Annotated in this window: 2 protein-coding genes; one reads left to right on the forward strand and one right to left on the reverse strand. The window is 42.0% G+C overall.

Annotated features, from left to right (window positions below):
- The first annotated feature begins 15 nt into the window (after positions 1-15).
- Positions 16-1,047, forward strand: a complete 1,032-nt coding sequence (locus tag L1D51_RS20970; protein WP_054563608.1) for a LacI family DNA-binding transcriptional regulator — start codon at positions 16-18, stop codon at positions 1,045-1,047.
- A 72-nt stretch (positions 1,048-1,119) separates the two neighbouring features.
- Here L1D51_RS20970 and L1D51_RS20975 read toward each other — a convergent pair whose 3' ends face one another.
- Positions 1,120-3,375 carry an aminotransferase class V-fold PLP-dependent enzyme gene (locus L1D51_RS20975; protein WP_239964766.1) on the reverse strand — a complete coding sequence of 752 codons (2,256 nt, stop codon included), beginning with the start codon at positions 3,373-3,375 and terminating at the stop codon, positions 1,120-1,122.
- Positions 3,376-3,407 lie beyond the last annotated feature (32 nt).

Genomic DNA, 3,407 nt, shown 5'->3' on the forward strand with positions numbered 1-3,407 from the left:
CTATAAAGTAACAGTATGAAAGTAACCATAAATGATGTAGCCAAGCTCGCTGGTGTTTCAATGAAAACCGTATCGCGAGTAATTAATAAAGAGCCATCGGTCAGAAAAAAAACGTACGACATAGTGATGGACGCTGTTAACACGTTGAACTATCAACCAAACCTTGCAGCTCGTAACCTAGCAGGCACATCGTCTTTTACTGTTGGTTTAGTTTATGACAACCCGAATGCTTATTATGTCATCGATATGCAAAATGGTGTGTTGTCGCGCTGTAAAGAAGAAGGCTATGAGCTGGTGATTCATCCATGTAACTACCTTGATGGCAACATGGAAGAAGACTTTAAAACCATGATCAAGCGCTCTCGCTTAGCAGGCCTTGTATTAACGCCACCGCTGTCAGAGCAAAATAGCATTATCGATATGCTTGATGAAATGGGCATCCATTATGTACGCGTACTCTCGGGTCGCCCTACAGAAGAAGACCAAGACACTTGTATCTATGTGAACGACTACGCCGCTGCGTACGAAATTACTTCTCACCTACTCTCCCTTGGCCACAAAAACATTGGTTTTTTATGTGGTGACAAAGAGCATAAATCAACAACTGAACGCTTAGAGGGTTACCAGGCTGCATTAAAAGATCACAGCATCTCGATGAATGATGAGCTGATCTACGAAGGCCAGTATTCTTTCGAATCAGGTGTAGAAGGTGCAAAAGCATTATTAGGTGAGAATAACCCGAAAAACATAACTGCCCTTCTTGGCGGTAACGATGAAATGGCAGCTGGCGCGTTATTCGCCTCACGCTTAATGGGAATTGAAATTCCACAGCAGTTATCAATCACCGGCTTCGAGGACTCACCGTTCTCTCGTCAGACTTGGCCTAAACTCACTACAGCCCATCAGGCGAATGATGTGATTTCGCAGCATGCAGCGCGTTTACTGTTTAGAAAAACCCGTGGCGCACGTAATCAAGATAAAGACATCATCACGACCTTTACCCCTTCATTAGTGGTACGGGAAAGCTCAGGCCCTACAACGGCCTAGTTTATACAAGTTACGAAAAAGCCGCTCGATAGCGGCTTTTTTAATGACTAATTTATATGTACTCACAAAACATTAAAGCAATGCTAAACCGCCATTTAAGTTATAAACGTTTTCAAACCCTAACTGCGACAAATTATTTGCCGCTTGTTTAGAACGATTACCACTTCGGCAAACCAAAATGTAGCTATGGTCTTTATCAAGCTGCCCTTGCACTATAGCGTTTGCCATACGGCTCAGTGGAATGTTGATCACTTTGCTATCAGCAACTGTGAATATTTCAGCCAAATTATTCGCACCATGTTCATACGGTTCGCGAGTATCAATTAAGTAAGTGGCTTTATCGTTTAGCATTACTTTAGCATCACTTGCAGCAAGCTGTTTCATTGGTGCACTTTCAAGTGTTTCAACATAGCCACATAGAGAATGACTTACAGTATGCTTTTGCTCATCCGCTTGTTGCTTTAATTCAACAAACTCATCATCTGATACTTGTTCATTTAATAGTTTTGCTAATAACGGTGTCGTTGCCTTTTGTGCATGCCAATCCATAGCAAAACATTGCTGATAATCATGCCCTGAACAAATTACCGTAGAATCTTGCACTGCCATAGCAAGCTGTTTTAATGACTGAGCCATTTTCGCAGCATCGCCACCGCTAATTGCTGTGTTACCTAAGCCACCTGGTAGGATTAAATCACCACAGAAGCAATAGCTGATATCACCGCTTTGTGTATCTGACAATAAATAGCTAACACTATCGTCACTATGACCCGGTGTCGCTACTTTAGTTAAGCGTGCATCGCTTAATTCGATGTTTGCTGAATCTTTAGGCCAGCCAAGTTCATCTATTTCATTAGCAACAAAACGTTCTGCGAGCTCTTTTGATAATAAACAACGAGCCGATAAACGCTCTTGGTGATTATGGGTATCTAAAATCGCTTTTACTGATAGACCTTGTGTCGCGACAATTTTCGCCATACGCGGAATAAGCTCGATAATAGGATCAATCACCACTGCGTTTTTATCGCTGTCTACATATAGCCAACAGCACGCTGCTTGATGACGTAGCTGTGTCAAGCCAATCGCACACACTTCGTGTTGAGGCGATGTACTATCAGATACAACTAAGCAGTTTGCTTCTAGAATCGGCTTTAAAGAACGGATTTTATCGCAAGCAAAGTCAATCTCTTGTTGGTTAACAGCTGGGCCAAACGACATACGTATCGCGTTTTCACTTTGCCAATCACTGACTCCCATCGCATCTAAAACAAAACTACGATTTGCGCCTGAGCTACATGCAGAACCGCCACTAACACGGATACCCGCCGCATCAAATAAATCCATCACCTCTTTACTGGTTAATTCGTTCACAGCAAAGTTTAATGTTGTTGGCACTGAATGCTCAAAACTGTGATTGAACGTGATGCTGCCAAAGGTGTCTGTTAATGCAGCTAATAATTGCTCGCGAAAAGCATGTAGCTGCTCAATTGGCTTGAATGTTTGGTTTTGTTTATCAAGTAATAACGAGAACAACTTATTTAAACCGGCAATGCCCGGTAAATTTTCTGTACCAGATCGCATACCGCTTTCTTGGCCGCCACCAGCAATAAATGGTGTATACGCACTGCCTTTACGAATATAAAGTACGCCAATACCTTTAGGGGCATACAATTTATGGCCAGAGAATGGAGCGTAATCAATGGTTGTTTGGCTTAGCGCTAAGTTGGTTTTACCTAATGCCTGTACGCAGTCAACCATCCAAGCCACATGGCTGTTTTCACTACGAATGACTTGCTCAATAGCGCTTAAATCTTGGAATACACCGGTCTCGTTGTTTACAGCCATAGTACAAATCATTAGTGCATTCGCAGCATGTTTACGAATAAACTCGAGGTCTAAAATACCATTTTTATCAACCGGGATAGCTAATACCTGTGCGTTGATATCAAGCACGCTGTTCCAATGTTTTAGGGTATTTGGCACCGCTTTATGTTCTGTTGCTCCGAAAAGTAATACAGGGTTTTCGATTTGGTGATTTTTTGCAGCAATAAGCGTAGAAACAACCGCCGTTTGAATACCTTCTGTTGCACCAGAGGTAAATAAAATATCACCATCGGTTGCGCCAATGACTTCACGTGCTTTGTTACGCGTTTGTTCTAATAAGTGTTTTGCTTGAATACCCGTAATATGAGAGCTTGATGGATTACCAAAACAGACTTGCATTGTGTGCGAAACCACATCGGCAATTTCAGGAAGTACAGGAGTCGTTGCATTCGCATCTAAATAAATTTGCTGATTAGCATCGTCAGGAAGGTAAAAATTTGCCATGTTAAACGCACCATATTACTAAAAGATATATC

It is taken from the genome of Pseudoalteromonas shioyasakiensis (assembly GCF_022398475.1).
Lineage (GTDB): Bacteria > Pseudomonadota > Gammaproteobacteria > Enterobacterales > Alteromonadaceae > Pseudoalteromonas.

What these genes read in the sequence shown, in the direction of transcription:
- L1D51_RS20970 (WP_054563608.1), top strand. Translation starts at nt 16, where the DNA reads ATGAAAGTAACCATAAATGATGTAGCCAAGCTCGCTGGTGTTTCAATG.
- L1D51_RS20975 (WP_239964766.1), bottom strand. Translation starts at nt 3,375, where the DNA reads ATGGCAAATTTTTACCTTCCTGACGATGCTAATCAGCAAATTTATTTA.